Source organism: Corallococcus sp. AB018, from assembly GCF_003986945.1.
GTDB classification, from domain to species: domain Bacteria; phylum Myxococcota; class Myxococcia; order Myxococcales; family Myxococcaceae; genus Corallococcus; species Corallococcus exiguus.
On the sequence record NZ_RAWR01000168.1, the window covers coordinates 1 to 24,375 of the forward strand.

General features: G+C 67.7%; 26 protein-coding genes and 1 pseudogene. 15 read left to right on the forward strand and 12 right to left on the reverse strand.

What is annotated here, in order from left to right; genetic code table 11:
• Positions 1-182: 182 nt before the first annotated feature.
• The 8 genes from D7Y11_RS29830 (at position 183) to D7Y11_RS29865 (ending at position 8,754) form a co-directional block, all read left to right on the forward strand.
• Positions 183-437, forward strand: a complete 255-nt coding sequence (locus D7Y11_RS29830) for a hypothetical protein (protein WP_233607426.1) — start codon at positions 183-185, stop codon at positions 435-437.
• 8 nt (positions 438-445) lie between these two features.
• Positions 446-772 carry a hypothetical protein gene (locus tag D7Y11_RS29835; protein ID WP_233607427.1) on the forward strand — a complete coding sequence of 109 codons (327 nt, stop codon included), beginning with the start codon at positions 446-448 and terminating at the stop codon, positions 770-772.
• A 413-nt stretch (positions 773-1,185) separates the two neighbouring features.
• The gene (locus tag D7Y11_RS29840) at positions 1,186-2,898 is read left to right on the forward strand and encodes a serine/threonine-protein kinase (protein ID WP_120576156.1); all 1,713 of its coding nucleotides are present in this window, start codon (positions 1,186-1,188) and stop codon (positions 2,896-2,898) included.
• Between the two features lie 32 nt (positions 2,899-2,930).
• Positions 2,931-3,935, forward strand: coding sequence for a glutathione synthase (gshB, locus tag D7Y11_RS29845; RefSeq protein ID WP_233607428.1), 1,005 nt, complete (start codon positions 2,931-2,933; stop codon positions 3,933-3,935).
• A gap of 2 nt (positions 3,936-3,937) precedes the next feature.
• A complete protein-coding gene (locus D7Y11_RS29850; protein WP_126935369.1) occupies positions 3,938-4,717 on the forward strand; it encodes a tRNA1(Val) (adenine(37)-N6)-methyltransferase in 780 nt (259 codons plus the stop codon).
• Positions 4,718-4,832: 115 nt separating this feature from the next.
• Positions 4,833-5,339, forward strand: a complete 507-nt coding sequence (locus D7Y11_RS29855) for a DoxX family protein (protein WP_126935370.1) — start codon at positions 4,833-4,835, stop codon at positions 5,337-5,339.
• Between the two features lie 111 nt (positions 5,340-5,450).
• The gene (locus D7Y11_RS29860) at positions 5,451-7,259 is read left to right on the forward strand and encodes a CapA family protein (RefSeq protein ID WP_126935371.1); all 1,809 of its coding nucleotides are present in this window, start codon (positions 5,451-5,453) and stop codon (positions 7,257-7,259) included.
• Positions 7,260-7,473: 214 nt separating this feature from the next.
• Positions 7,474-8,754: an MFS transporter gene (locus D7Y11_RS29865; protein ID WP_126935372.1), complete on the forward strand. Its 1,281-nt coding sequence runs from the start codon at positions 7,474-7,476 to the stop codon at positions 8,752-8,754.
• 7 nt (positions 8,755-8,761) lie between these two features.
• On the opposite strand, the gene D7Y11_RS29870 is transcribed toward D7Y11_RS29865, so the two are convergent.
• Positions 8,762-9,091: a metalloregulator ArsR/SmtB family transcription factor gene (locus D7Y11_RS29870; RefSeq protein WP_120576151.1), complete on the reverse strand. Its 330-nt coding sequence runs from the start codon at positions 9,089-9,091 to the stop codon at positions 8,762-8,764.
• A gap of 56 nt (positions 9,092-9,147) precedes the next feature.
• Between D7Y11_RS29870 and D7Y11_RS29875 the strand changes: the two genes are divergently transcribed.
• From D7Y11_RS29875 to D7Y11_RS29895, 5 genes are all read left to right on the forward strand, one after another.
• Positions 9,148-9,585 carry an SRPBCC domain-containing protein gene (locus D7Y11_RS29875; RefSeq protein ID WP_121755600.1) on the forward strand — a complete coding sequence of 146 codons (438 nt, stop codon included), beginning with the start codon at positions 9,148-9,150 and terminating at the stop codon, positions 9,583-9,585.
• A gap of 68 nt (positions 9,586-9,653) precedes the next feature.
• On the forward strand, positions 9,654-10,673 hold the full coding sequence (locus D7Y11_RS29880; RefSeq protein ID WP_121755599.1) for an alpha/beta fold hydrolase: 1,020 nt from the start codon (positions 9,654-9,656) through the stop codon (positions 10,671-10,673).
• A gap of 10 nt (positions 10,674-10,683) precedes the next feature.
• The gene (locus D7Y11_RS29885; RefSeq protein WP_126935373.1) at positions 10,684-11,541 is read left to right on the forward strand and encodes a helix-turn-helix domain-containing protein; all 858 of its coding nucleotides are present in this window, start codon (positions 10,684-10,686) and stop codon (positions 11,539-11,541) included.
• A gap of 65 nt (positions 11,542-11,606) precedes the next feature.
• Positions 11,607-12,023: a VOC family protein gene (locus tag D7Y11_RS29890; RefSeq protein WP_121755597.1), complete on the forward strand. Its 417-nt coding sequence runs from the start codon at positions 11,607-11,609 to the stop codon at positions 12,021-12,023.
• Between the two features lie 45 nt (positions 12,024-12,068).
• Positions 12,069-13,862: an alkaline phosphatase D family protein gene (locus D7Y11_RS29895; RefSeq protein WP_126935374.1), complete on the forward strand. Its 1,794-nt coding sequence runs from the start codon at positions 12,069-12,071 to the stop codon at positions 13,860-13,862.
• Positions 13,863-13,867: 5 nt separating this feature from the next.
• On the opposite strand, the gene D7Y11_RS29900 is transcribed toward D7Y11_RS29895, so the two are convergent.
• Together D7Y11_RS29900 and D7Y11_RS29905 are read right to left on the reverse strand one after the other, a co-directional pair.
• Positions 13,868-14,593, reverse strand: coding sequence for a double-CXXCG motif protein (locus D7Y11_RS29900; RefSeq protein WP_126935375.1), 726 nt, complete (start codon positions 14,591-14,593; stop codon positions 13,868-13,870).
• 6 nt (positions 14,594-14,599) lie between these two features.
• Complete coding sequence (locus D7Y11_RS29905; RefSeq protein WP_126935376.1) at positions 14,600-15,250, reverse strand: TIGR02269 family lipoprotein; 651 nt, start codon at positions 15,248-15,250, stop codon at positions 14,600-14,602.
• Between the two features lie 103 nt (positions 15,251-15,353).
• Here D7Y11_RS29905 and D7Y11_RS29910 point away from each other — a divergent pair, with 103 nt between their 5' ends.
• Positions 15,354-15,950, forward strand: coding sequence for a plasmid pRiA4b ORF-3 family protein (locus D7Y11_RS29910; RefSeq protein ID WP_233607429.1), 597 nt, complete (start codon positions 15,354-15,356; stop codon positions 15,948-15,950).
• Between the two features lie 8 nt (positions 15,951-15,958).
• On the opposite strand, the gene D7Y11_RS29915 is transcribed toward D7Y11_RS29910, so the two are convergent.
• The 8 genes from D7Y11_RS29915 to D7Y11_RS29950 all read right to left on the reverse strand — a co-directional run bounded on the left by D7Y11_RS29915 (position 15,959) and on the right by D7Y11_RS29950 (position 22,547).
• Positions 15,959-16,687, reverse strand: a complete 729-nt coding sequence (locus D7Y11_RS29915; RefSeq protein WP_126935377.1) for a double-CXXCG motif protein — start codon at positions 16,685-16,687, stop codon at positions 15,959-15,961.
• A gap of 26 nt (positions 16,688-16,713) precedes the next feature.
• A complete protein-coding gene (locus tag D7Y11_RS29920) occupies positions 16,714-17,364 on the reverse strand; it encodes a TIGR02269 family lipoprotein (protein WP_121779660.1) in 651 nt (216 codons plus the stop codon).
• A 321-nt stretch (positions 17,365-17,685) separates the two neighbouring features.
• Positions 17,686-18,414 (reverse strand): double-CXXCG motif protein, encoded by a 729-nt coding sequence (locus D7Y11_RS29925; protein ID WP_121755864.1) that lies wholly within the window; start codon positions 18,412-18,414, stop codon positions 17,686-17,688.
• A 29-nt stretch (positions 18,415-18,443) separates the two neighbouring features.
• Entirely contained in the window at positions 18,444-19,094 is a 651-nt protein-coding gene (locus D7Y11_RS29930) for a TIGR02269 family lipoprotein (protein ID WP_121755865.1), read from the reverse strand.
• A gap of 321 nt (positions 19,095-19,415) precedes the next feature.
• Positions 19,416-20,144 (reverse strand): double-CXXCG motif protein, encoded by a 729-nt coding sequence (locus D7Y11_RS29935; RefSeq protein ID WP_121755867.1) that lies wholly within the window; start codon positions 20,142-20,144, stop codon positions 19,416-19,418.
• A gap of 23 nt (positions 20,145-20,167) precedes the next feature.
• A complete protein-coding gene (locus tag D7Y11_RS29940) occupies positions 20,168-20,818 on the reverse strand; it encodes a TIGR02269 family lipoprotein (RefSeq protein WP_121755868.1) in 651 nt (216 codons plus the stop codon).
• Between the two features lie 321 nt (positions 20,819-21,139).
• Entirely contained in the window at positions 21,140-21,868 is a 729-nt protein-coding gene (locus D7Y11_RS29945; RefSeq protein ID WP_121755869.1) for a double-CXXCG motif protein, read from the reverse strand.
• Between the two features lie 28 nt (positions 21,869-21,896).
• Positions 21,897-22,547, reverse strand: coding sequence for a TIGR02269 family lipoprotein (locus D7Y11_RS29950; protein WP_121755870.1), 651 nt, complete (start codon positions 22,545-22,547; stop codon positions 21,897-21,899).
• 57 nt (positions 22,548-22,604) lie between these two features.
• Between D7Y11_RS29950 and D7Y11_RS29955 the strand changes: the two genes are divergently transcribed.
• Entirely contained in the window at positions 22,605-23,087 is a 483-nt protein-coding gene (locus tag D7Y11_RS29955) for a hypothetical protein (RefSeq protein ID WP_126935378.1), read from the forward strand.
• A gap of 50 nt (positions 23,088-23,137) precedes the next feature.
• Here the strand turns inward: D7Y11_RS29955 and D7Y11_RS29960 are convergent.
• Positions 23,138-24,375 (reverse strand): annotated as a pseudogene (locus D7Y11_RS29960) (bifunctional aspartate kinase/homoserine dehydrogenase I); the annotation flags it as partial.

The following is a 24,375-nucleotide window of genomic DNA, read 5'->3' on the forward strand; positions in this document are numbered from 1 at the left end:
CCTGTCCCACTGCACCCCACCCCCCGGGGTTTCAGGATTGGGCACTTCCCAGACTGAGTTTTTTTCAGCCCCAAGGGCTTCGAGCCCCTCCAACCCCCCGGAACGACAGGCCTGTCGCAGGGTACGGTTCTGGCAACAGCGCGGGTATGACCCTGGCCGGCCCTCCGCACGATTCTCCAGGATTGCAGGCATTCACGGTGCTCATCGCCCGGGGGGTGCAGTCCACCGTGGACGGGCTTTCGGCGGAGGTCCGGCGGGCGGTGCTGGCCGAGTTGTTCCGCATGGGCGCTCTCGCCTGTGAGGCCCACTCGGGGCAGGCCGCCTGTCCTCCCTACACCCTGCGCCTGGACGTGGCGGACTGCCGGATGCACGTGGAGCTGGACCCGACGCGCACCCGCCTGTCCCTGACGGGCCTCACCCGGCCCCGGCCGCACTAGAGGCCGCGGTGAACGAGCGGTGGACGTATGGGCAGATGCTGCCCCGGCGCGCAGGCTACGAGGAGAGCTGGGAGCTCACCTACCGCGTGGAGCAGCTGCGGGAGCTGGTGGGCCACGAGCTGCGCCTGGACTCGGCGCTCGCGGAGGAGCTGGACGACACCCTGGCCCGCCTGGTCCAGCGCAACCAGCGCCTGCGCGGCCTGCATCGCATGATGAGCGCGGACCGCGAGCCGGAGGACCTGGTCCTGCACCGCGCCGCGCTGGAGGACCTGGACCGGCAACTGCTCCAGGAACTGCCCGGGCTGCTGGAGCGGCTTCGCGCCACCATCATGTAGCGTTCTGTCCCGCGTCGTTCGTCGTCCCGCGGAGGCCTGTCGGTTTCCGACTTCTGCACGGGCCCCTCTTCTTTTCACCAGTCTAATTGGAGTGTTGATCAACTGGTGGAAGAGGTAGGGGCAGCCGAGTTGGGGAAAAGTCAGCAAGCTTCGGGAATCATTCACGAATCGGCGATCTGCTACATGTGGGCAAATTGCCGGTTTCCCCCGGGCATCCACAACGCCGTTTCCGTGCCCTGGGTTGTCCACAGGGCCATCCACACCATCCACAGGTGATCCACAGGGACCTGGGGGTCGTGCGGGCTGGCATGCGGGCCCCTCCTTCGCGGGTTCCACCGGCAAGAAAGACCCGGGATGCAACAGCCCTGTTATGGTCCGGGCGGCTTTCTTCACGACGCGGGCGCCCTCTTTCCATGGCGCTGGAGGATGAGCTCATCGACTTCCATCGGGGCGAGCGCATCGGGAAGTACGAGGTGCTCACGCAGTTGACCGTGGGCGGCATGGCGGAGCTGTTCCTGGGCTACACGTCGGGCCCGGGCGGCTTCCGCAAGTACGTGGTCATCAAGCGCATCCTCCCGGACGCGCGCTCCAATGATCAGTTCGTCCGCATGTTCCTGGACGAGGCGCGCATCACCGCGGCCTTCAACCACCCGAACATCGCGCAGGTGTTCGACCTGGGGGAGGAGGATGACGGGCTCTACCTGGCCATGGAGTTCATCGGCGGGCAGAACCTCAACCAGGTGACCAGCGCGTGCATGAAGAAGCGCCAGCCGGTGCCGCTGGCCTTCACCCTGTCCGTGGCCCGCGACGTGTGCCTGGCGCTGCACTACGCGCACACCTTCACGTCCGCTGGCGGCGAGGCGAGCCCCGTCATCCACCGCGACGTGGCGCAGAAGAACATCATGGTGACGTACGACGGCACCGTGAAGCTGCTCGACTTCGGTATCGCCAAGGCGAAGAACAGCCTGGAGCGCACCAACGTGGGCACGGTGAAGGGCACCACCGGGTACATGTCCCCGGAGCAGGTGCGCGGCGATTCGCTCGACGGCCGCAGCGACCTGTTCTCCGTGGGCGTGGTGATGCACGAGCTCATCACCGGCGAGCGGCTCTTCGCGGGCAAGACCGAGCGCGACGAGATGGTGAAGATCCTCGAGGACGCCATCCCGTGGCCGTCGGTGCTGCTGCCGCACGTCTCCGAGGACATCTCCCGCGTGGTGATGCGCGCGCTGGAGCGCAACGTGGACCGCCGCTACCCGTCCGGGCGGGACATGGCGCGCGCCATCGAGAAGGTGGCTGGCGGCAAGCTGATGGACGCGGACCAGCGCGCCGCGCTCATGAAGAGCCTGTTCGCGGAGCGCATGGCGGCCACGCGCTCCCTGCTGGAGAGCGCGGACGTCACCACGAGCAGCCAGGTGCTGGCGTCGGCGAAGCGGGCGCTCCAGAAGGATGACGGCCCCTACCTGCCGGAGCGCAAGGCCACCGCGCTCAGCGTGGTGGAGGCGCGCAAGAAGGCGGAGATCGCGAAGATTCGCGCGGAAGGCCCCGGCAGCGACGAGACCGCGCCCCCGGTGAAGCGCTCGAAGCTGGGCAGGGTGTGGGCGCTCATGTCGCTGTCGCTGTTCCTGGGCCTGGCCTACGGCGCGTTCCGGCTCACCCAGCTGCTGGAGGCCGAGGAGAAGGCGCCCCCTCCCCCACCCATGGGCCTGGGCGCCATGGTCCCCATCCTGCCGCCCAACGCCCCCGTGCCCGGCGGAGACGTGGCCGTCGTGGAGCCGGACAAGGACAAGGATCGCGACACCAAGGACCGCGACACCAGGGACAAGGACCGCGACCGGGCAGGCGCGAAGGACCGGGACAACGACCGGGACGAGGTCACCACCAACCGGGGCAGCCGCAAGGGCAAGGGCAAGGGCGAGGTGACGCTCTTCCTGGACGAGCCCGCGGAGATCTTCCTCAACAACAAGTCCCTGGGCCGCGCGCCGCTGGTGAAGCGCTCCCTGCCGGTGGGACAGGCGGAGCTGATTCTGGTGGGCGAGGACAAGAAGCGCCGCGTGCTCGCCGTGCCGGTGGAGACGGGCAAGCCCGTGCGCCTCAACCTCAAGCTGAGGGAGCTGCCGGGCCGCTGAGGGCCCGCGTCCGTTCCGGCGTGGACGAAGGCATGCTCGAAGGAGCGGCACGGGCGGAGGGCGTCCGCTATCTTCCGCCCTTCATGGCCCTCTCCCTAGGCTTCCTGATGGACCCGCTCGAGAGCGTGCGGGTGGACCACGACACGACGTTCTCGCTGATGCTGGAGGCACAGCGGCGGGGGCACGACGTCTACTACTTCGAACAGGGGTGGTTGCGCTTCAACGGCCGGTGCTCGGAGGCGCGCATGCGCCGGGTCCGGGTGCGGCGTGAGGTGGGGCACCACTTCGACGTGCTGAGCGAGGACGTGCGTCCGCTGTCGAAGCTGGACGTGCTCTTCCTGCGCAAGGACCCGCCGGTGGACGCGGACTATCTGCACGCCACGCAGCTGGTGGAGCTGTGTCCGGACCGCGCCCCCATCTTCATCAACAACCCGTCCGGCATCCGCGACGCGAACGAGAAGCTCTTCACGCTGAACTTCCCGGACCTGATGCCGGAGACGCGCGTCACGCGCGAGCTGTCCGTGGTGCTGGAGTTCGCGGCGAAGAACGCGCAGGGCACCATCCTGAAGCCCATCGACGGGTTCGGGGGCAAGGGCATCCTGTTCCTCGCGCCGGGGGACCGCAACGCGCGCTCCATGGTGGAGCTGCTCACGCAGGGCGGGAAGGAGCCCATCCTCGCGCAGGCGTACGTGCCGGAGAGCCGTCTGGGCGACAAGCGCATCATCCTGGTGGACGGAGACCCGGTGGGCGCGGTGCTGCGCGTGCCGTCGGACGCGGACCACCGGGGCAACATGGCCGCGGGCGGCACGCCGATGAAGGCGGACATCACCGAGCGCGACCTGCTCATTTGCAAGCGCCTCAAGCCGTCGCTCCAGGAGAAGGGGCTGACGCTGGTGGGCATCGACGTGCTGGGCGACTACCTCACGGAGGTGAACGTCACCAGCCCCACGGGCCTGGTGGAGGCCAGCCACCTGGACGGCGTCTCCTGCGAGGCGCGCGTGCTGGACGTCGCCGAGCGGATGCACGGCGCGCGCTGACCGTGGGGCCCGTCAGGCTGGAGGACGGCGAGACGCTGGACTCCATTGGCACCGCGGACGTGCGCGTATTCCAGCGCCGCACGGGCTACCGCTTCACGTTGGACGCGGTGCTGCTGGCTCACTTCGCGGCCACGGAGGGCGGTGACCTGCCCGGGCCCGTGCTGGAACTGGGCGCGGGCAGCGGCGTGGTGTCGCTGCTGCTGGTGAAGCAGTTCGGCGTCGCGGGTCCGGTGGATGCGCTGGAGTTGCAGCCCGCGGTGCACGAACGGCTGACGCGCGCGGTGGCGCTCAACGGGTGCGAGGGCCGGGTGCGGCCGGTGCTCGGGGACCTGCGGCAGGCGCGGTCGCTGTTCGCGGCCGGGGCCTTTGGGCAGGTGGTGTCCAACCCGCCGTTCCGCCGGGCCGAGGCGGGCGTGGTGAGCCCGGACGCGGAGCGGGCCGTGTCCAAGTCGGAGGTGGCGTGCGATGCGCCGTCCGTGGTCGCGGCGGCGCGGCATGCGCTGCGGCCCGGTGGCGGCGTGAGCCTGGTGTATCCGGCGGCGCGGCTGGCGGAGGTGCTGGGAGTGCTCGCGGGCGCGCGGTTGTTCCCCCGGGTGCTGCGCTCCGTGCACGCGCGGGTGGATGCGCCGGCCACGCGCTTCCTGGTGCAGGCACTGCGGGACCAGGACCGGGGCCTGTCGGTGCGTGCGCCGCTCATCGTCCATGGCGAGGGACCCGGCGGCTACAGCGCGGAGGTGGCGGCGCTGATGGACGTGCCGCTGGCGGAGCGGAACGGGGGTTGAGTGCCCGGACGCTGAGCGTCGGGCCCTGCGAGCGTCGGGGCCGGATGGGCGGATGCGTCACAACGTAAGGGGCACTTCACCTACCGGACGTCCGCGTCCCGACGAGGAGAGCCCCATGAACGTGACGATGCTCAACGAACAACCGTCGCTGCTGAAGTCGGCCGCGTTGCTGCCGCCGCGCCTGTCGCTGGGCGCGACGATGATTCATCACGGCCTGGCGAAGCTGAAGAAGGAAGGCATCGAGGAGCAAGCGGGCATGTTCGAGCAGCTGGGCATCAAGCCCGGCAAGCCGTGGCTGCTGGCCACGGGCATCACGGAGCTGGTGGCCGGGGTGAGCTCCATCCTGGGCATCGCGACGCGCTTCACGGCGGTGTCGGTCATCGTCACGCAGGCGATGGCCATCGCGAAGGTGCACAGGAAGAACGGCTTCGACATCACCCAGGGCGGCTACGAGTTCAACGTGGCGCTCATCGCCATCGCGCTGGGGACGCTGATGCGCGGGCCGGGGCGGCTGTCCCTGCACAGCGCGCTGGAGCGCCGGGTGAAGCGCCGGGAGCTGAGGCACTTCCGGCTGCTGCCGCGTCAGCGCAGGGGCTCGGTGCTGCTCGACGCGCTCGGGTAGCCGGGGCCAGGGCCTTCAAGGGGTGTAGGGGTGTCGCCTGCCCGGCTGCCAGCGAACCGGGCACGCCGGTGGCGCCCCTGCCCCCGCTTCATCCCGTAAGATGCGCGGGCCATGGCCCCCCCGTCCGTCCTGCTGATGCTGGCGCTCGCCGCGCCCGCCGCGTCCGTCCCCAACTTCTCCACAGCCGAGTCCTCCAGCACCGCGCGCCTCACCGCGGCGGGCGTGGCCTCCGTGCGCTCCGTCATCCGGGATGCGAGCACCGGGCGGCTGGAAGCCGCGGGCATGGCCTCCGTGCGAGGGGCGATGGGGACCTCGCGGGTGACGCGGCAGCTGGATGTGGCGGGGCTCGCGTCCGTGACGGCCGCCACGCGGAACCGTCCCAATGACTCCGAGACGCCTGTCTCCGTGCGGATGCCCGCGGGCGTCGCCGAGTCCATCCCGACGCCGCCCCGCGAGTCGAACACGGTGCCGGCCACGGGCGCCGCGCAAAGCCAGACAGAATCCCTCTCCGAAGCAGGCCGCATCGCCGTGGAGGCCAGCCTCGGTGCCCTGCGCGCCGCCGCCATCACGATGCACGGCAAGGCCTCCGCGTCCGGTCTCGCCACCGTGGGCAACCCGGACGAGCACTACGCCCGGGGCGTCGCCGCCCTCCAGTCCAAGGACTCGCGCACCGCCATCGCGGAGCTGTCCGCGTGCGTGCAGGCCGCGCCGTCCCGCGCCGACTGCCGCTGGGAGCTCGGCTGGGCCTACTCCGTCGAGGGCCTCTGGGCGGATTCCCTCACGCAGTGGACGCAGGTGCGCACGCTCAATCCCAACCAGCCGGACCTGGAGGGCGCGCTGACGCAGGCCCGCAACCAGGCCGCGCTCCAGGCGAAGCTCGCGCAGCCCGTGGACAGCACGCCCCGCCCTCCCCCGCCGCCGGGCGCGAAGCTGCGCATCCGCGCCGCGGGTGACCTGATGCTCGGCACCACCGTGCCGGAGGGCTACCTGCCCCCCGAGGGCGGCGGCAGCGTCATCGCGGCCGTGCGTCCCCTGCTGGAGGACGCGGACCTCACCTTCGTGAACCTGGAAGGGCCGCTCTGCGACACCGGCAAAACCACCAAGTGCCGCTCGCCCGCGAACTGCTACGCGTTCCGCTCCCCCACCTCCTTCGGCGATTACCTGAAGCAGGCCGGCGTGGACGTGGTCTCCACCGCGAACAACCACTCCGGCGACTTCGGCGAGGAGTGCCGCCGCGCCACCGAGTCCACGCTGGACGCGCTGGGCATCGCCTGGAGCGGTCCGCCGGGCAGCGTGGCCACCGTGGAGCGCAACGGGCTGAAGATTGGGCTCGTGGCCTTCCACACGTCCGCGGGCTGCAACCACCTCAACAACCTGCCCACCGCCACCGCGCTGGTGAAGCAGACCGCCGCCACGCACGACATCGTCATCGTCTCCTTCCACGGCGGCGCGGAGGGCGGCAAGGCCCTGCACGTCCCCGCCGGCAAGGAGATGTTCTTCGGCGAGGACCGCGGCGACCTGCGCGTCTTCACCCACGCGGTGGTGGACGCGGGCGCGCACCTGGTGCTCGGCCACGGTCCGCACGTCGCGCGCGCCATGGAGTTCTACCAGGGCCGTCTCATCGCCTACTCCATGGGCAACTTCGCCACCTACGGCCGCTTCAACCTCAAGGGTCCGCAGGGCCTGGGCATGATCCTGGAGGTGGAGCTGGACAGCCGTGGCGGCTTCTCCAACGGCCGCATCCTCCCCACGAAGCAGATGGGCGAAGGCATCACGCAGCCGGACCCGGCCGCCAACGTCGTCTCGCTGGTGCGCAAGCTCACCACCGAGGACTTCCCCGACACGGGCGCCCGCATCGCCGACGACGGCCGCCTCTCTCCGCGCAAGTCGCCCATCACGGCCTCCAGCACCGCGCCGTAACGCCGAGCCTTCACGACAACGCCGCACCCGCACCCACGGAAGCCACGGCCTCCGCGGGTGTTTTGTGTGTCACGCATCGCGCATCACCGTCAGGGAATGCGTGCTTTGTTGAAGCCGGGCTGCTGCCTGGGCTGGCGTGCGCTTCATTGCGCCTCCAAGGGTGCCGCGCCGTGCAAGGCATGCGTGGGCGGCGTGCGCTAAGACAGCCTTCGACGTGCCTGCCCATCGACTCCCACGACTGACTTCGCTGCGCCCCTTCGAATACCCCGGCTATTTCGCCGTGTGGCTGGGCGCGCTCATCTCCAACATCGGCACCTGGATGGAGACGGTGGCGATGGGCGTGTACGTCACGCAGACCACCGGCCGCGCGGAGTGGACGGGCGCCATCGTCGCGCTGTCCTTCCTGCCCGCGGTGGTGCTGGCGCCGGTGGGCGGCGCGTTGGCGGATCGCTTCGACCGTCGCGCGTACGCGGGGCTGGGCGCGCTGCTGCAGGCGGCGCTCGCGGCCGTGCTGACGGTGCTGGCGTTCCGCGGGCAGCTGTCGGTGTCCGTCATCGGCGTCATCTCGTTCCTCAACGGGTGCGTGAGCACGCTCACCTATCCGGCCTTCTCCGCGCTGCTGGCGGAGCTGGTGCCGCCGGAAGACCTGCACCTGTCCACCAGCCTCAACTCGGCGCAGTTCAACCTGGGCCGCATCATGGGGCCCACGCTGGCCGCGGTGGTGTTTCAGGCGGGCGGGCCCGCGTGGGCGCTGCTCGCGAACACGCTGTCCTTCTTCGCGGTGCTGGTGGCGCTGTGGCGCGTGGTGCCACCGGCGCGGGACCCGTCCGTGAAGCGCGAGCCGCTCTGGGATGGCATCCGCCGCGGCATCACCGTGGCGCGCGACGACGAGGACATCTCGCTGGTGCTGGTGGCCACCTTCTTCGTGGCCGCGCTGGTGGCGCCCTTCATCGGCCTGGTGCCGGTGTTCGCCATCCGTGAGCTGGGCCAGGGCGCCGCGGCCACGTCGCTGCTGGTGACGTGCCAGGGCGCGGGCGCGGTGACGGCGGCGCTGTGCGTGGGCACGCTCGCGGAGCTCTGCGGGCAGCGCAAGCTGCGCGGCTACTCGGCGACGACCATCGCGGTGCTGTCGGGCGTGTACTGGCTGGCGCCCACGCTCCAGGTGGCGGCGGTGTGCATCTTCTTCCTCGGCGCCAACTACCTCATCCTGATGAGCAGCCTGAGCGCGTCCTGCCAGGGCCGCGTGCCGCGTGAGCTCCAGGCCCGCATGGGCAGCCTCTACAGCATGGTGCTGGGCGCGGGCTATTCGCTGGGCGTCTGGTTCCAGGGCGCGCTGGCGGACCGCATGCACCTGCGCTTCGTGACCATCGGGAGCAGCGCCGTCTTCCTCGCGCTGGTGCTCACCACGCGCCTGCTCAAGCCCGCGCGCTTCGAGAACGAGCCCCTGGCCCTGGCCCCGGCGGACGTCCAGCCGTTCTCCGACAGCTCTCACTGACGCACAGTCAGTCCTCCTCCAGGTCCCGCTTCAGCTTCGTCAGCAGCTTCACCGCGTGGGTGGCGTAGGAGCTGATCCACCGCGAGTGGATGTCCTGGATGGGCGCCGCGTTGAGGTGGTTCCACCGCGTGCGTCCCTCCTTGTGGGACAGCACCAGCTCCGCCTTCTCCAGGACCTTGAGGTGCTGCATCACGGTGCAGCGGTCCAGGGTCTTCTCGAAGTGCTCGCACAGCTCCCCGGTGGTCCGGGGCGCGTCCTTCAACAGGTCCAGGATGGCCCGCCGGCGCGAGTCCGCCAGCGCCTTGAAGATGAGGTCGTCCTGGTCGCTCCTTGACATGTTATATTTATATAACCTATTTGCGGGCAGGACCAGTTCACGACCAGGGGTGCCCCATGGAGCCGAAGTTCCAGGTGCAGTTGAAGATCCGCAAGCCGGTGGCGCAGGTGTTCGAGGCGGTGGTGAACCCCACGAAGCTGAGCGGCTACTTCGTGAAGACGAGCAGCGGTCCGCTGGCGCAGGGCACCACGGTGAAGTGGAGCTTCGCGGAGGCGCCGGGCGAGTTCGACGTCATCACGCGCGAGGTGATTCCCAACGAGCGCATCGTCTTCGAGTGGCCCGCGGACGACAGCTACAACACGCGCGTGGAGATGCGCTTCGTGCCGTTGGACGCAAGCAACACGATGGTGAAGATCAGCGAGTCCGGATGGAAGCCGGATGAGAAGGGCATCAAGGCGTCCTACGACAACGCAGGTGGCTGGATGCACATGATGCTCTGCCTCAAGGGTTATCTGGAGTTCGGCATCAACCTTCGGGAGGGCGGGGCGTTCTGAAATCCGCGACGCGGGGGAATGTCGCGGCCAGACTGCCGTTCCCTCGCGTCCCGTTCCGAAGGAGCCCCATGTCGTCCGTTCGCGTCCCCGCCCTGCTCCTGTCCGCCCTGCTCCTCTCCGCGCCCGCCGCGAACGCACAGGAGCCCAAGCGCGCTCCGGAGGCGCTGGGCCTGGGCATGGAGGGCTACCCCTACCCTGCCCCCGTGCAGTTCCTGCCCGTGAAGCTGGAGGGCCAGGACCTGCGCATGGCGTACATGGACGTGAAGCCCACGGGCAACGCGAACGGGCGCACGGTGGTGCTGCTGCACGGCAAGAACTTCTTCGGCGCGTACTGGAAGGACACCATCCGCGTCCTCACCGGCGCGGGCTACCGCGTCGTGGTGCCGGATCAGATTGGCTTCGGCAAGTCGTCCAAGCCGGCCATCGCGTACAGCTTCCACACGCTGGCGTCGCTGACGAAGCAGGTGCTGGATGAAGTGGGCGTGAAGCAGGCCGTGGTGGTGGGTCACAGCATGGGCGGCATGCTCGCGACGCGCTTCGCGCTGATGTACCCGGAGGTGACGACGCAGCTGGTGCTGGAGAACCCCATCGGCCTGGAGGACTACCGCGAGTCCGTCCCCTGGAAGTCCACCGAGGACCTCTACCAGGAGAACCTGAAGGCCACGGAGGAGGGGCTGCGCAAGTACCAGCGCGGCTACTACGTGAAGTGGAAGCCCGAGTACGACGAATACGTCCAGGTCCTCTACCGCCAGACGCTCAGCGGTGAGTACCCGCGCCTGGCCTGGGTGTCCGCCGCCACGCAGACGATGATCTACGAGCAGCCGGTGGTGCACGAGTTTCCGTTGGTGAAGGTGCCCGCGCTGGTGGTGATTGGTCAGGAGGACCGCACGGTGGTGGGCAAGGGCAGCGTGCCGCCCGCGCTGCTGCCGAAGCTGGGGCAGTACCCGGCGCTGGGGAAGAAGACCGCCGCGGCCATCCCGGGCGCCACGCTGGTGGAGATCCCGAACGTGGGCCACATCCCCCACTTCGAGTCGCCGGAGAAGTGGCACGCGGCCCTGCTGGACTTCCTGCGCAAGGTTTCGAAGTAACCTGCGCCGCATGCATCGCATCCGCGTGGTGCGCCACGCGTCCGAGCGGGGCGGCTGGGAGATGGCGCTGGCCACGCCGCCCCCGGCGCTGGCGCCGCTCATCCGGGACTACTGCGGCTTTCGCGAGGCCATGCCCCAGCCCATGCGCCGGCAGGAGCTGCCCGGCGTGCAGGTGGTGCTCATCCTGGAGTTCGGTCCGCTGCTGAAGCACCTGGACGACGCGGGCCAGGTGACGCGGCATCGCTCCGGCTTCGTCGCGGGGCTGGACGAGCGCTGGAGCACCACCGAGCACAACGGCGAGTCCCACGGGCTCCAGGTGAACCTCACGCCGCTGGGGGCCAGGCGCCTCTTCGGCCTGCCCATGCACGAGCTGGCCCACCGGGTGACGGGCCTGGAGGACCTGTGGGGCTGGGAGGCGCGGCGGCTGGTGGAGTCCCTGGCGGAGGCGCGGGACTGGGCGACGCGCTTCGCCATCGCGGACGCGTTCCTGCTCCAGCGCGCGGAGCGGGGCCCCGCGGTGGACGCGGGCGTGAAGTGGGCGGTGGAGCGCATCCAGCGGACGGGAGGTCAGGTGGACATCGCCACGCTGGCGACCGAGCTGGGCCACAGCCACAAGCACCTCATCCACCAGTTCCACGAACAGGTGGGGCTGCCTCCGCGAAGGCTGGCGCGCCTGTTGCGCTTCGACCGGGCGGTGGAGCGGATCAAATCCGGAGGCCCGGTGCGCTGGGCGGAGTTGGCGCTGGAGCTGGGCTATTTCGACCAGGCGCACCTGAACCGGGACTTCCGCCAGTTCACCGGCGGGCCGCCGTCCGCGCTCCTGCGGCGTGCGCTTCCGGACGCGGGCGGGTTCGAATCCGGCGCGTAGGTAAAATCCGTCCAAGAAAGGCCGGGGGTGGATGGGCAGGATGCGTGGTGAAAGGAAATCACACCATGTCCCTGCCCAGCCTGTATCCCTTCGTCCACTACGCCGACCCCGAGTCCGCCCTGCGCTTCCTGAAGCAGGCCTTCGGCTGCGAGGAGCGGGTCGTCTACCGCAAGCCTGACGGCGCCATCGCCCACGTGGAGCTGACGCTGGGCCACGGGCTCGTGATGTTCGGCGGCGCGGAGGGCGGCCGGCTGAAGATGGCCGCGTCGAAGGACGTGCCCCTGAAGAACCAGGGCATCTACGTGGTGGTGACGGACCCGGATGCGCTGTACGCGCGAGCGAAGGCGGCGGGCGCGGCCATCGCGATGGAGTTGCACGACACGGACTACGGCTCGCGGGACTTCAGCGCGCTGGACCCCGAGGGGAACGTCTGGAGCTTCGGCACGTACCAGCCGCTCGCGGTGCCTCCGCCGAAGGGGTGAGGCGCCTTCGTCGACGGGAGGGGGTGTCCATGCAAGGCTTTCCGCATGAAGCTCTTGCTGGGACCCATCCTGTACGCCCGAGCGCAGGCCACGCCGGACCCGAAGTCCCACGACGTGTGGAGCTTCTTCGTCAACGTGTTCCTGGACAGCACGTCGGCGAAGAAGCCTCCGGCGTTGAGGCTGTGTTTCAGGGACGCGAAGGGCAAGCGGGTCGCCGCCTTCGACGAGGTGAAGGCCGCCGCGGACCTCACCGCCCTGCCCAAGGACACCCGGGGCGTGGTGTGGCGTTGGGAGGTCATCCTGCCGCGCACGGACGTGGCGCAGCGGCTGTCCTATCACTTCGAATCGACAGACACGCCCGGCGTGCCGGTGACCTTCGAGCGTCCGCAGCCACGAGCTGACCGGCCGTGGTCCTCGAAGGTCGTCCCGCCGGAGCCGCTGGTGGTGTCCGACGTCGTCGTGCCCGCGAAGGGCGTGTCGCCGATCATCGCGTTCTTCTCCTGCAACGGCGCCAGCCGTGCGAGTGATTGGAGCAACCTGGCGCAGCCCTTCGCCCTATGGGAGCGGATGCTGCAACAGCATCAGCAGGACCCGGCGGATCCGGCGAAGACGCCGGGCTTCCAGCTGCTGCTCGGGGGAGGCGATCAGCTCTACGCGGACTCGTTGCACAACACGATGGATGTGTTGAACGCGTTCATGAAGTTGCCCCGGTCGGAGCGGTTGAAGCTGCCGGTGCCGGACGGGCTTTCGGAGAAGTTGTTCGCGGAATACGTCTGGCTCTACCGGGAGCGGTGGGGCGGGAGCCAGGGCATCGCGCCGGTGCTGCGGCGGGTGCCGGGCCTGTTCATGTGGGACGACCACGACATCTTCGACGGGTGGGGTTCGCACGAGGAGCTGCAGCAGGCGCCCTGGTATCGGGCGCTCTACAGCGCGGCGGCGCGAGCGTTCGAAGCCTTCCAGCGGGGCTTCTTGGATCAGCCGGCGAAGGCCCGCGAGCCGGACGACCGGGGCGTGGTGAAGCCCGCGCAGCACTATTTCCAGACGTTCTGTTTCTCCACGGCGGACTGCGACCTGGACGTGGTGTTGCTGGACCTGAGGAGCGGCCGGACCAGCCGGGTGCTGGACACCGGAGACGCGCATCCGCAGACCGAGTTCACGGTGATGAGCCGGTCACAGTGGGACGCCTTCGACGCATGGCGCGAGGAGCACCGCCAGCGGCCGGAGAACGGCAAGAAGGCGAGGCACGTGTTGGTGGTGTCGTCAGTGCCGCTGGTGCACTTGCGCTTCGGTCCGGCGATGGAGCGGATGAGCGGAGGGGGCATCGAGCTGCGCGACGACCTGTTGGACCAGTGGGAATCCTCGGTGCACCGGGGCGAGCGCACGCGGTTGTTGATGAACCTGTTCTCGCTGGCGAAGAAGTCCTACTGCGCGGTGACGGTGTTGTCGGGGGACGTGCACGTCGGAGCGAGGGCGCGCGTGCGTTCACGCAACCCGGACCACCTAGTGCCCGCGCTGGGGACGGTGGGGGAGGTGTTCATCGAACAGGCGACGTCTTCGCCCATCGTGCATCCGCCGCCGGGGTGGCTCGCGTTCAAGGGGATGCTGGCGTTGTCGGAGGACTCCCGAGAGGACCTGCCAGGGTTCCTGCAGACGGAGCTGTTGCCGGTGGGCAAGGAGCTGTACCTGCGGGACCGCAACTGGCTGTCCATCCGGCTGGAGCGGCCCAAGCACCGCGACACGACCGCGCGTCCGAAGCTGTGGGTGAAGTGGATCGCGGAGAAGGAGAACCTGCCCATGGAGGTGGTGGTGGAGCCACCGCCCTTCCCTGCCGTGGGTTGAGGGTTTCAGCGGACCGGGAGCTCCCGGAAGGAGATGCCGGTCCAACCGCCCTGCTCCACCGCGTCCTTGAAGCGGTCCGTGCCGATGAGGACGGTGCTGTAGTCGCCCAGGCGGAAGAGGTCGATGTCCGAGGGCAGGGATGCCGCGTCGAGGAGGAGGTCCTCCGGGAGGCGAAGGCCCACGCGTCCACAGGTGGGACAAGGCGGTTCCAGGTCCGGGGGAAGGCAGTCGCGGTGCATCCGGCCGCGCAGTTCGAGTTGGAGCTCGAGGATGTCCGGAGGTGTTTTCTGACGGAACCGCAGCTCCGTCTTGCAGCCGAGAAGGCCTCGGATGCCGGCTGCCTGGAGGGCTTCGAGCGTGTCGCGCCGCAAGACGATCAGACAATCCTCAAGTCCGACGAAGCCTTCGAACTGACCAGAGGCGCGGCCTACCAGCGGGCCGAAGTGGGTGGCAGGTGGAAGTTGTGTGTCGGGTGGCACCAGGGGACGCACCAACTCACGAAGACGGATGAGTTCGGAGAGAGGCTCTGCTCGAGGCTCCTCGAACGCTGCCCTCTCTGGCAGTTCGGACAGGTCGACTGCTGGATAGAACTGAGCAGAGGTGCCCCAGGTGGCTCCACATCCCGGACAGTTCTTCAGGCCTGGCAACCCCCATTTATGCGTGGCCTCGACGAGACCGTTGCGGCGGAAGTTGACGGTCTTGTCGTGGCGAAGGTCGAAGAATCGAGTCATGGGTGATCAGTTGTACTTCTCGATGGGGCCGCCCAAAAGCTGGAAGCGGTAGATGAGCTCCCCGGCGTGTTTGAAGATCTCCTCAGCCTGGGCGCCATTGTTCTTCCGTTTGAAGTCACGCCAGGCCTCGTTCCACATGCCTCCCTTGGGACCGTTGCTATGGATGCGCCGGTGGACGTGCACGGGGATGGGGATCGTGTACTGGTGGATGTCGACGCCCCTTTCCTTGAACCACTCAGCAAGGTCCCGCGCCTGCAGGAAGATGTGGTGCTTCTCGAACTTGCCCGCCGGCAATCGCCGCTGAGGAGGCACGGGCTTGGGGGTCCCGTGCCAGGGGAACACCATCACGGGTTCCACATCACCCGGCAGGCCCATGCTGCCGCCCCAGTTGCGCCGGGGCCCGCTTCCCGGAGCGGGAGCCACCGCCACGGGTGGAGGCCGGGGCGGCAGACCCCGCGCCAGCACTATCTCCCCAGGTACGTCCTCGCACCGGAAGAAGCCGCACTCCGTGTCCCCACAGACCAGGGTCACACAGGCGTCGCTGCTCGCGTCAGCGCACTCCGCTTCAGCTTCATCCCAGCGCTGCTGGAGCGGCGTGCTGGACGCGCACGCTGCCATCCACAGCGTCAGGGCCAGGAACGTCAGGCTTTTCCTCATGGCGGAGAAGCCTAATTGACCGTGTCATTCTCAACGCGTTCAATTCCCCGAGCACTCAGAGAATTTCTCGTTGATGAAAGGGATGGAAAAGAGGACTCCACTCATGGCCACTCGAAAGAAAACGGCTGCCACACCATCGATCCACGTGCTGCACGTCGAGTTGGTCGATATCGCGCCTGCGGTCTGGCGAGAGCTTCAAGTACGAAGTGACACTCCGCTCTCGAAGTTGCACGACATCCTGCAAGCATCCTTCGGCTGGACCAACAGCCACATGCACCTGTTCGAGGACAGCTCACGGCAGCAGTATGGAGATCTGGTCGACGGGGGTGCCGACGACTTCAGTCTTGGCGGTCCCCCGCTGTTGGATGAACGCAAGTACACCGTCGCGGATCTCGGCCCTCGGGCTCGCAGTGTCTTTGGCTACATCTACGACTTCGGTGACGACTGGGTGCACCGCATTCGTGTCAAGAAGGTGCAGCCTCCTGAAGCCGGCAAGCGCTACCCCACATGCACCGCCGGAGCACGTGCTGCTCCGCCCGACGACTGCGGCGGTGTCCCTGGCTATGAAGACCTGCTCGAGGCGCTTCAAGATCCGGAGCACGAAGATCACGATGAACTGCTGGAGTGGGTTGGCGGCTCCTTCGACCCTGAAGCGTTCGACCTGAAGGCCACGGACAAGGCGATCCGCACCATCAAGTGACTGGTCCCTCAGGAACGGACCGGAAGCTCGCGGAAGGAGATGCCGGTCCAACCGCCCTGCTCCACCGCGTCCTTGAAGCGGTCCGTGCCGATGAGGACGGTGCTGTAGTCGCCCAGGCGGAAGAGGTCGATGTCCGAGGGCAGGGAGGCCGCGTCGAGGAGGAGGTCCTCCGGGAGGCGAAGGCCCACGCGTCCACAGGTGGGACAAGGCGGTTCCAGGTCCGGGGGAAGGCAGTCGCGGTGCATCCGGCCGCGCAGTTCGAGTTGGAGCTCGAGGACTTCCGGAGGTGTTTTCTGACGGAACCGCAGCTCCGTATTGCAGCCGAGAAGGCCTCGGATGCCGGCTGCCTGGAGGCTGTCGAAGGCGTCACGGCGCACGAGGATCCAACATCTTTCCAGACCCGAGAAGGGAGCGAACTGCCCCCATGCACGGCCTACCAGCGGGCCGAACTTCGTTCCGGGGGCAAGCTCGGAACCGGGGGGGGCCAGCGGGCGCACCAGCTCCCGGAGACGTGCGAACTCGTGGAAGGGTTCAGGCCGGGGTTCTTCGAACTCGCCTCGCTCGGGAAGGTCCGACAGGTCTACTGCGGGGTAATGGTCTCCCCAGGTGGACCAGGTGGCGCCACATCCCGGGCACTCCTTGATGCCAGGCAGGCCCCACTTCGGTGCGGCATCGAAGTCCCCGCTGGAGGGGTTCCAGATTGCTTTGTCGCGACGAAGCTCAAAGAAGCGGGTCATGGTCTCTGGAGTCAAATCACCGGAGGTCAGTTGTACCGCTGGATGGGACCACCCAACAGCTGAAACCGATAGATGAGTTCCCCAGCGTGTTTGAAGATCTCTGGAGGCTTGGCGAACCTGTTCGCCAAGCTGAACTCGCGCCAGGCCTCATTCCACATGCCCCCGTTGGGCCCATTGCTGTGGATGCGCCGGTGGACGTGCACGGGAATGGGGATCGTGTACTGATGGATATCGACGCCTCGCTCCTTGAACCACGCGGCAAGGTCCGGGGCCTGCGGGAAGATGTGGTGCTTCTCGAACTTGCCCGCCGGCAATCGCCGCTGAGGAGGCACGGGCTTGGGGTTGCCGTACCAGGGGAACACCATCACGGGTTCCGGATCACCCGGCAGCCCCATGCTGCCGCCCCAGTTGCGCCGGGGCCCGCTTCCCGGCGCGGGAGCCACGGCCACAGGTGGCGGCCGGGGTGGCAGACCCCGCGCCAACACCACCTCCCCCGGCACGTCCTCGCACCGGAAGAAGCCGCACTCCGTGTCCCCACAGACCAGGGTCACACAGGCGTCGCTGCTCGCGTCAGCGCACTCCGCTTCAGCTTCATCCCACCGCTGCTGGAGCGGCGTGCTGGACGCGCACGCCGCCATCCACAGCGTCAGGGCCGCCAACGTCAGAATCTTTCGCATGGCGGCAAAACCTACTCATATCCGGCGTTCCTGTGACCAACGTCAGGCTTGAAGACCTGGGCAACGCAACGACCCTCGACTCCCTTCCCGGGCTTGTCATCATCCGCGGAGACCTTCATGCCCGAACGCTGTCATCCGGCAACGGAGCCCGGATCTTCGTCGAGGGCTCCGTCCTCGTGGAGGACTGTCTCTTCGGCCAGCACGGCGACCTCCACTTTCGTCAGGCTGTGGAAGCCTCACGTGCCGGGCGGTCCCTGTTCCTTCCCGGGATCGAGGAGCGTTTTCCCCAGCGGTTGTCTTCACGACGGACAGCGTAGGACTTCAGGAACGGACCGGGAGCTCACGGAAGGAGATGCCGGTCCAACCGCCCTGCTCCACCGCGTCCTTGAAGCGGTCCGTGCCGATGATCATGGTGCTGAAGTTGTCCAAGCGGAACAGGTCTCTGTCCGTGGGCAGCGAAGCACCGTCGAGGATGGGATCGTCCGGACGACGAAAGTACTGATGTCCGCAGGTGGGACAGGGCGGCGCCAGGCCCGGAGGAAGGCAGTCGCGGTGCAGGAGGCCGTGTGGTTCGATCTGGAGTTCGAGAATGTCCGGAGGCGTCTTCTGCCGGAACCGCAGCTCCGTCTTGCAGCCCAGCAGCCCACGAACGCCGGCGGCCTGGAGACTGTCGAGTGCGTCGCGGCGGATGATCATCAACGAGGTTCCCTGCCAGGTGAACGGCCCGAACTGACCGGACGCAGTGCCCGTGAGCGGACCGAAGCTTGTTCCGGGAGGAAGCGATGTATTGGGTGGCACCAGCGGGCGCACCAGCTCCCGGAGACGGACGAACTCGTGGAACGGCTCGGCTCGGGGCTCCTCGAATTCCCGATGCTCAGGGATGAGTGAAAGGTCCACGGCGGGGTACTGACGTCCCCATCCAGCCGAGGTCACGCCGCATCCAGGACAATCCTTGATGCCGGGCAGGAACCATTTGTGCGTGGCATCGAAGTCTCCGCTGTAACGGGATGTGGCTGCTTCGTCGTCACGGAGCCAGAAGAAGGGGGGCATGGACCGTCAAGCCTCGGATGGGTGAAGGCTCAGTTGTACTGCTGGATGGGACCACCCAGCAGTTGGAATCGGTAGATCAGCTCCCCGGCATGCTTGAAGATTTCCTCTGCGGGAGCGCCTCCGTTCGTATTCCGGAACTCACGCCAAGCCTTGTTCCACAAGCCCCCCTTGGGAGCATCGCTGTGGATACGCCGGTGGACATGCACGGGGATGGGGATCGTGTACTGGTGGATGTCGATCCCCTTGAGCTTGAACCACGCAGCAAGGTCCGGGGCCTGCGGGAAGATGTGGTGCTTCTCGAACTTGCCCGCAGGCAGCTGCCGCTGAGGAGGCACGAGCTTGGGGGTCCCGTACCAGGGGAACACCATCACGGGTTCCGGGTCGCCCGGCAGCCCCATGCTGCCGCCCCAGTTACGCCGGGGCCCACTTCCCGGCGCGGGAGCCACGGCCACAGGTGGCGGCCTGGGCGGCAGTCCCCGCACCAACACCACCTCCTCCGGCACGTCCTCGCACCGGAAGAAGCCGCACGCCGTGTCCCCACAGACCAGGGTCACACAGGCGTCGCTGCTCGCGTCAGCGCACTCCGCTTCAGCTTCATCCCACCGCTGCTGGAGCGGCGTGCTGGACGCGCACGCCGCCATCCACAACGTCAGGGCCGCCAACGTCAGAATCTTTCGCATGGCGGCAAAACCTACTCATATCCGGCGTTCCTGTGACCAACGTCAGGCTTGAAGACCTGGGCAACGCAACGACCCTCGACTCCCTTCCCGGGCTTGTCATCATCCGCGGAGACCTTCATGCCCGAACGCTGTCATCCGGCAACGGAGCCCGGATCTTCGTCGAGGGCTCCGTCCTCGTGGAGGACTGTCTCTTCGGCCAGCACGGCGACCTCCACTTCCGTCAGGCCGTGGAAGCCGCACGTGCCGGTCAGTCGCTGTTCCTTCCCGGGGTCGAGGAGCGCTTCGCCCAGAGACTGCCTTCACGACGGACAGCGTAGGACTTCAGGAACGCACGGGCAGCTCACGGAAGGAGATGCCGGTCCAATCGCCCTGCTCCACCGCGTCCTTGAAGCGGTCCGTGCCGATGATCATGGTGCTGAAGTTGCCGACGCGGAACAGGTCCCTGTCCGTGGGCAGCGAAGCACCGTCGAGGATGGGATCGTCCGGACGGCGGAAGGCCTGTCGTCCGCAGGTGGGACAGGGTGGCGCCAGGTCGGGAGGAAGGCAGTCGCGGTGCAGGAGACCGTGTGGTTCGATCTGGAGTTCGAGAATGTCCGGAGGCGTCTTCTGCCGGAACCGCAGCTCCGTCTTGCAGCCCAGCAGCCCACGAACGCCCGCAGCCTGGAGGCCGTCGAGTGCGTCGCGGCGGATGAGCATCAGCGAATTCCCCAACCACGTGAAGGGACCGAACTGACCGAAGGCGCGGCCTTCGAGTGGACCGAATTTCGTTCCGGGAGGGAGCTCGGCATGGGGCGGGGCCAGTGGCCGCACCAGGGCCTGAAGACGCAGGAACTCGTGAAGGGGTTCAGGTCGATGCTCTTCGAATTCCGCATGCTCGGGGATGAGCGAGAGATCCACGGCCGGATACTCGTGTCCCGCCTCAGACCAGGTAGCGCCACACCCCGGGCAGTTCTTGAGACCCGGCAGTCCCCACTTATGTCCTGCGTCGAAGTCCGCGCTATAGCGTGCTGCCGCCACCTTGTCGTTGCGCATCCAGTAGAAGAGGGACATGTGCTGTGGGATTCGTTTGAAGATCAGTTGTACTGCTGAATGGGACCGCCCAGAAGCTGGAAGCGATAGATGAGCTCTCCGGCATGCCGGAAGATTTCCGGTGGTGAAGCGCCTCGATTCTCTTCTTTGAAGTCACGCCAGGCCTCGTTCCACATGCCTCCCTTGGGCCCATTGCTGTGGATGCGCCGGTGGACGTGTACGGGGATGGGGATCGTGTACTGGTGGATGTCGACGCCCCTTTCCTTGAACCACTCAGCAAGGTCCCGCGCCTGCGGGAAGATGTGGTGCTTCTCGAACTTGCCCGCCGGCAATCGCCGCTGAGGAGGCACGGGCTTGGGGTTGCCGTACCAGGGGAACACCATCACGGGTTCCGGATCACCCGGCAGCCCCATGCTGCCGCCCCAGTTGCGCCGGGGCCCGCTTCCCGGCGCGGGAGCCACGGCCACAGGTGGCGGCCGGGGTGGCAGACCCCGCGCCAACACCACCTCCCCCGGCACGTCCTCGCACCGGAAGAAGCCGCACTCCGTGTCCCCACAGACCAGGGTCACACAGGCGTCGCTGCTCGCGTCAGCGCACTCCGCTTCAGCTTCATCCCAGCGCTGCTGGAGCGGCGTGCTGGACGCGCACGCCGCCATCCACAGCGTCAGGGCCGCCAACGTCAGAATCTTTCGCATGGCGGCAAAACCTACTCATATCCGGCGTTCCTGTGACCAACGTCAGGCTTGAAGACCTGGGCAACGCAACGACCCTCGACTCCCTTCCCGGGCTTGTCATCATCCGCGGAGACCTTCATGCCCGAACGCTGTCATCCGGCAACGGAGCCCGGATCTTCGTCGAGGGCTCCGTCCTCGTGGAGGACTGTCTCTTCGGCCAGCACGGCGACCTCCACTTTCGTCAGGCTGTGGAAGCCTCACGTGCCGGGCGGTCCCTGTTCCTTCCCGGGATCGAGGAGCGTTTTCCCCAGCGGTTGTCTTCACGACGGACAGCGTAGGACTTCAGGAACGGACCGGGAGCTCACGGAAGGAGATGCCGGTCCAACCGCCCTGCTCCACCGCGTCCTTGAAGCGGTCCGTGCCGATGATCATGGTGCTGAAGTTGTCCAAGCGGAACAGGTCTCTGTCCGTGGGCAGCGAAGCACCGTCGAGGATGGGATCGTCCGGACGACGGAAGCCCTGTCGTCCGCAGGTGGGACAGGGCGACGCCAGGTCGGGAGGAAGGCAGTCGCGGTGCAGGAGACCGTGTGGTTCGATCTGGAGCTCGAGAATGTCCGGAGGCGTCTTCTGCCGGAACCGCAGCTCCGTCTTGCAGCCCAGCAGCCCACGAACGCCGGCGGCCTGGAGGCCGTCGAGTGCGTCGCGGCGGATGAGCATCAGCGAGGTCCCCTGCCAGGTGAACGGCCCGAACTGACCGGACGCAGTGCCCGTGAGCGGACCGAAGCTTGTGCCGGGAGGAAGCGATGCATCCGGTGGCACCAGTGGGCGCACCATTTCCTGGAGACGGACGAACTCATGAAACGGCTCGGCTCGGGCCTCCTCGAATTCCCGATGCTCGGGGATGAGCGAAAGGTCCACGGCGGGGTATTGACGCCCTGATCCACCCCATGTCAGGCCGCACCCCGGGCAATTCTTGATGCCTGGGAGTCCCCACTTGTGCGCGGCATCAAAGTCCCCGCTGTAACGGGAGGTGGCGGCTTCGTCGTCGCGCAACCAGAAGAAGGGGGGCATGGACCGGCAGGCCTCGGATGGAGAGCGCTCAGTTGTACTGCTGGATGGGACCACCCAGGAGTTTGAAGCGATAGATGAGCTCGCCCGCATGTTTGAAGATTTCTTGAGGGGGAGCGAGTTCGTTTGCGTCCTTGAACTCACGCCAAGCCTGATTCCACATGCCTCCGCTGGGCCCATTGCTGTGAATACGCCGGTGAACGTGGACGGGAATGGGGATCGTGTACTGGTGGATATCGATCTCCTTTCTCTTGAACCACTCCGCAAGGTCCCGCGCCTGCGGGAAGATGTGGTGCTTCTCGAACTTGCCCGCCGGTAGCTGCCGCTGAGGAGGCACGGGCTTCGGGGTCCCGTACCAGGGGAACACCATCACCGGTTCCGGATCACCCGGCAGCCCCATGCTGCCGCCCCAGTTGCGCCGGGGCCCGCTTCCCGGCGCGGGAGCCACGGCCACGGGTGGAGGCCGAGGTGGCAGTCCACGCGCCAGCACCACCTCCCCGGGCACATCCTCGCACCGGAAGAAGCCGCAGGCCGTGTCACCACAGACCAGGGTCACACAGGCGTCCGCGCTCGCGTCACCGCACTCCGTCTCAGCTTCGTCCCACCGCTGCTGGAGCGGCGTGCTGGACGCGCACGCCGCCATCCACAGCATCAGCGCACAGAACGTCAGGCTTTTCCTCATGACGGAAAAGCCTAGTCATAGACCCGTGCGTCCCCGCCACAGTGGTAGCGTCAGCCCATGGGCTTCTGGAAGTCGCTATTCGGGAAGAAGAGCAAGGAGCAGCGGGTGACTTCGAGGGTCATCTCCGTGCTGCCGCCAGAGCGATTCCTGGCTGGAGGACTCCCCCTACACGCGATCGCGGGAACGCTGCATGACCCTCACGGAGGGCCCGATGGCTTCGAGGTGAACCCAGCCTTCGTGGCACTTCTCCACCAGGTCGTCCGCGAGTGCGCTCCAGCCGATCCAGCCGCCCAGGCCGAGGCACAACGCATCGGCAAGGGGTGGCTCTACATCTCGGATCAACGGCTGCCTCCGGGTGGGGAGCGTGTGCCCCCAGAGGACATCATCGGCTACTTCACCGTCGAAGACGGACGAATCACCGCCGAGGGCTATACCCCCAACGCGGGCCACTGCGTCTTCACGCACCACGGCCTCGTCCGCCTTCCTGGGATGCTCCAGGAAATCCTGGTCACACGAGCCGCCGAAGACATCCGGGAGTGAAACAGAAGCGGCGTGCTGGACGCGCACGCCGCAAGCCACAACACCCACGCTCAGGGCAACGGCCCCTCCACCAATCGCAACACATCCGCGAGCACCCCCGCCGCCGTCACCGCCGCGCCCGCGCCATACCCTCGAATCACCAGCGGCGTGGGGCTGTACCGCTCCGACAAGAAGCTCAGCGCGTTCTCTCCGCCCTTCACCGCCGCCAGCGGATGCTCCAGCGGCACCGGTACCAGGCCCACGCGCACGCCCTCCGGTCCCACGCTGCCCACGTAGCGCAGCACCTTCCCTTCCTTCCGGTGCGCGTCCACCCTCCGCTGGAAGATCTCGTCCGCCTGCGGCAGCCGCGCCAGGAACTCCGGCAGCGGCCCCTTCGCGTCGAACTCCTCCGGCAACAGCGACGCCAGCGCCACCTCCTCCAGCTCCAGCGACCGCCCCAGCTCTCGCGCGAGGATGAGCACCTTGCGCGCCACGTCCGTGCCCTCCAGGTCGTCGCGCGGATCCGGCTCCGTGAAGCCCTTCTCCATCGCCGTGCCCACCGCCTTCGACAGCGGCACCCCGGCCTCCGTCAGCCCCAGGATGAACGACAGCGAACCGGACAGGATGCCCTCCACCCGGTGCACCGTGTCTCCTGTGCGCAGCATGTTCTTCAACGTGTCGATGACCGGCAGCCCCGCCCCCACGTTCGTCTCGTAGAGGAACCTCCGCTGGTGCCGCACCGCCGTCTCCCGCAGCGCCTTCCAGTGCTCCTGCCGCCCCGCATTGGCTTTCTTGTTCGCCGTCACCACATGCAGCCCGGACGCCATCAACGCCGGATACCCCAGCGCCACGTCCTCGCTGCTCGTGCAGTCCACGAAGATGGGCCGGCCCGGACGCCGCGCCTTCGCCCACGCTCGGAACGTGTCCAGCGTGAAACTAGACTCGCTCGCCTCCAGCCGCGCCTTCCATCCGTCCAGCGCCACGCCCTCCGGCGCCACCAGGCTGTGTCTGCTGTTGGCAATGGCACACACCCGCAAATCCAACCCATGCGCCCGCAGCTTCGGCGCCTGCTGATGAATCTGTCGCAACAGCTCCCCGCCCACCGTGCCCACGCCCGCCACCAGCAGCTCCACCACCTCCGTGGTGCCAAAGGCCTTGCGGTGCACGTGTGCCATTGCACGCGGCCCGTCCTCGCGCGAAATCACCGCGGAGATGCTCCGCTCGCTCGACCCCTGCGCGATGGCCGCGATGCTGCAATCCACGTCCGCCAGCGCGCTGAAGAACGTCCCCGCCACGCCCACCCTGTGCC